This is a genomic window from Paraburkholderia sp. XV, assembly GCF_020177535.1.
Lineage (GTDB): Bacteria > Pseudomonadota > Gammaproteobacteria > Burkholderiales > Burkholderiaceae > Paraburkholderia > Paraburkholderia caribensis.
The window spans coordinates 1-3,899 of the sequence record NZ_JAGUUD010000234.1 but is presented as its reverse complement, the minus strand read 5'-3'; the positions used below and the strand labels follow the sequence as shown (position 1 = coordinate 3,899).

General features: G+C 59.4%; 2 protein-coding genes and 1 pseudogene. 1 reads left to right on the top strand and 2 read right to left on the bottom strand.

What is annotated here, in order from left to right:
* Nucleotides 1-507: 507 nt before the first annotated feature.
* Entirely contained in the window at nt 508-762 is a 255-nt protein-coding gene (locus KFO72_RS41455) for a hypothetical protein (RefSeq protein WP_225034518.1), read from the bottom strand.
* On the opposite strand from KFO72_RS41455, the gene KFO72_RS41450 reads away from it, so the two are divergent.
* Nucleotides 751-2,190, top strand: a complete 1,440-nt coding sequence (locus KFO72_RS41450; RefSeq protein WP_257841641.1) for an MFS transporter — start codon at nt 751-753, stop codon at nt 2,188-2,190. The genes KFO72_RS41455 and KFO72_RS41450 overlap by 12 nt on opposite strands.
* 199 nt (nt 2,191-2,389) lie before the next feature.
* On the opposite strand, the pseudogene tnpC reads toward KFO72_RS41450, so the two are convergent.
* Nucleotides 2,390-3,783, bottom strand: a pseudogene (gene tnpC, locus KFO72_RS41445) (IS66 family transposase).
* Nucleotides 3,784-3,899: the final 116 nt, after the last annotated feature.

Sequence of the window (3,899 nt, the reverse complement as noted above, 5' to 3'; positions counted from 1 at the left end):
TTTCTTTGCCGCCGCAAAGAAAAGTAGGCAAAAGAAAGCGGCTCACACCGCCAACCCTTGTTCTTATCCACGGGCCCCCAACGTCCCCACACTTCACACGGCAGCATATCTATTTGCGTGCGTTGCCAACGCCCTCTCTGTACGCCTCACCCGCTTCACGCTTCCGCGTCGTGACACGCCGTACCACACAGTCCGCCGCCGCCCAGGTGGCAAACTGTGTGTCGGCTTTCGCGCCGTACACGCATCACTCCGGACTGTGTAGCAAGATTGGTGTTTCTGGTAAGAGCACTAAGCTGTGCGGTGCGACAACCGACACACAGTTTGCCACCTGGGCGGCATATGCGATTCGCTGCCGCTGGTCGTTGTACGGGTGCATGAGGTGGGTGGTGCGTTTCTTCGACGCGCTGGCAACGGGCAAGTAACGACACCTTGCCGTGTGAAGCGTGGGAAGGTTGGGGGCCCGTGGACAAAGGTCAAGAATTGGCGGTGTGAGCCGCTTTCTTTTGCCTACTTTTCTTTGCGGCGGCAAAGAAAAGTAGGTGCCGCCCCGCACAGGGGCAACGCTTGAAGCACGCTAACGTCACGCGGATGCCAGCGCAAAAACAAGCGCACAGTGGCGACGCCTGCCAGCCAAAAGCAAAAAGCAAAACGCGAAAGCAAAAGCAAAAGCAAAAGCAAAAGCAAAAACAACAGATCAAAATCCAGTTGCCCCCACAACGTCATGGATTTTGACAGACCGGCTATGCAATAATCAACGTTCACTTACATCGCTCGCCGCCCGTGCTGCTTGCCATCAAGGCTTTTATCGCTCCCGTCATCGTCGCCTGCGCGATGTTCATGGAGAGCGTCGATGCGAATGTCATCGTCACTGCGCTGCCTGAAATGGCGCGCGCCTTCGGCCGGGATCCCGTCACGCTGAAAATCGCCGTCACCAGCTACGTGCTCGGGCTCGGCGTGTTCATTCCCGTCTGCGGATGGCTCGCCGACCGTTTCGGCGCTCGCTCGGTGTTCCGCACGGCAATCGGCATCTTCGTGGTCGGCTCGCTGGCGTGCGCGGCCTCCACATCGCTCGCGACATTTACCGTCGCGCGCTTCATACAGGGCGTGGGCGGCGCAATGATGGTGCCGGTCGGACGGATCATCATCTTCCGCGTGGTAGAGCGCTCCGAGTACATACGCGCGATGAACTACCTGAGCGTGCCCGCGATGCTCGGACCCGCGGCGGGGCCGCTGCTCGGCGGCTTCATCACGACGTACCTGCATTGGCGGCTGATCTTCTTCATCAACATTCCCGTGGGGATTCTGGGCATCTGGCTCACCAACAAGTACATCAAGAACACACGCGAGCCGCATCCGGGTCCACTCGACTGGGTGGGTTTCGTTTTATCGGCGGGCGGCGCGTCGCTGTTTCTGCTTGGCCTTTCGCTCACGGACGGCGAACTGGTCACGGGCACGACGGCCGTCGTGATGACGGTGATCGGTACTGTGATGCTCGGTATCTATGTGCTGTATGCGCGGCGTGTAGAGCGTCCGTTGCTCGATTTGCGGTTTTTCCGCGTGCCGACGTTTCAGGCTAGCGTGCTGGGTGGATCGCTGTTTCGCATCGGGCTGGGTGCCGTGCCGTTTTTGCTGCCGCTTGTGCTGCAGGAAGGGCTTGGCATGAGTGCGTTCGAATCGGGGTTGATTACCTGTGCCTCGGCGTTTGGCGGCATGTTCATGCGCACGCTTGCCGCCACTGTCTTGCGACGCTGGGGGTTTCGCACGGTGCTGATGTACAACGCGGCGTATTCAGGTATCGCCATTGCGGCATGCGGTGCGTTTTTCCCCGGGACGCCGACATGGTTGATATGGGTCATCGTGCTGCTTGGCGGGTTCTTTCCTGCTTTGCAGTTTACGAGTTTGAACTCGATGACTTATGCGGAGATTGAAAGCCGGGATGTGGGTCGGGCGACTAGTCTCGGTAGTGTCGTGCAGCAGATTTCTCTTGGGCTCGGGGTTACCGTCGCGGGGATTGTCTTATCGATTACTCGCGGTGTGCATGGGCATGCTGCGCTTCAGTGGTCCGATTTCTGGCCCGCGTTTGTTGTGGTCGGGCTTTGTTCCTTTGCTTCGATTCTTGTTACCAGGAAGTTGTCGGCGAATGCCGGGGATGAGATTGTTAGGGGAAAGAGAGAGGTCACCACAAAGTAGTGGGTTTTTGGTGTCTGCGACGCGTTTGGGTGGTTTGCCTGGGTCTGCGTTGGCATTCGCGATTTGCTTTTGCTTTTGCCTTTGCTGGCGTCCGCGGTTCGGGTTTTTTAGCCTCTGCGCTGGCATCCGCGCATTGTTATCTAGCTTCACGCGTCGCCCCTGTGCGGGGCGGCACCTACTTTTCTTTGCCGCCGCGTAACTATTCAGCGGTAACCAGAGGTGAAACGACGAATCCGGCAAAGCCTAACGCCAGCGCGTTGATCAGCGAACGGTTCTGCTTGCGTAAGGTGGCAAGGTAGGAGCGGATCGTGCAGAACGCCTCCATGCCCGATTCCGAGCGGAAGCACCCGGAAATCTTCTGTTTGAGTTTGGGCATGCGGATATCGCGTTCGGCCTGATTGTTGTCGAACGGTACGCGGTGATCGGCAATGAAGCGCCACACCTCATCGGCATACTTGTGAAGCCGTGTGAGCAGGTTGCAGGTAAAGCTTTGCCTGATCCTGCCGCGACGTTCCTGGCGCAAGGGCTCACGCGCCTGCTGTGGATTGAGCTTGCGCGCCCGGGCGATCAGGGCGCGGCTGCGCCGTGTGTAATAGCGTTGGCGCGCCGGGCTCAGCATGTTGTTTCCTGAAGCCCGACTGAGTTCGACCTCGCGCTTTGCCTGGCGAAGCAGGTCAATCATCTGCTGTGCCCAGGGTTGCTGCGTGGACTCCAGGACGAACACCAGTTCACGCAGATGATGGGCATTTCATAGCCGGCATACGGCCGCCAGCCGTCATGGACCGCGACTCCCGTAAAGCCGGGGAGAATGCCGAAGCTGTCCAGCGCCTGACTGCCGCGCTTGCTGTGCGCGCCATACCAGCTCAACGCGTGCGTCGAGGCGACATGCAGCCAGTGGGACTCACGCCCCACGCGCATGCAGCTCTCATCGAAATGCACGACGGGTTGCCCGCGTAGCGCCTGCTGGATCTGATCAACGCACGGCGCCAGTAACTGCGCGGCCTGATCAATACTGTGCTGGACGGTTCCCGTACTCACATGCAAACCGAACAGGTCTTCCAGCGCCTGGGCGGTGCGCGCAACCGGCAACTGCTGGTATTGCGTCAGATAGACGGCTGCGGCGCGAATCTGGGGGCCGTACTGAACCGCCTGGCTCACGCCCTTGGGAAATGCCCCCGAATGCTGCTTGCCGCAGCAGCGGCACTGTGCGATCTGCACGCGATGTTCAGTCACCTCAAAGCGCGTGGGCGGCAGATCAATCACCTGGCGGCCTTCGGGCAACACGGCCACGCTGGCTGCCGCGATGCGGTTGCCACATTTATCGCATACCCGCGCCACCGGGTGAATCTCGATGTGATCGGCTTGCGCAACGCGTTTGAGCGTCTTGCCTTTGTGCCCCGGTTGGGCGCCCGGCCTGGCGTCGCTCGTGTTACGCAATGACTTTGGCTTGCGCTTCGGACCATCGCTTGACGGCGGCTTGCTGGAGTTATGACTGTCCTTCTCAAGCTTTGCCTCGAGCTCGTTCAGACGCCTCACCAGATCAATGATAAGTGCGTCCTTCTGCTCCGGTGTCAGCTCCTTGATGTCGGGCATCTTCGTCATGCCCCTCACTATGCACATCCTGGTAGCAGTTTACAAGCGCTGAATAGTTACGGCCGCCGCAAAGAAAAGTAGGCAAAAGAAAGCGGCTCACACCGCCAGCCCGTGTT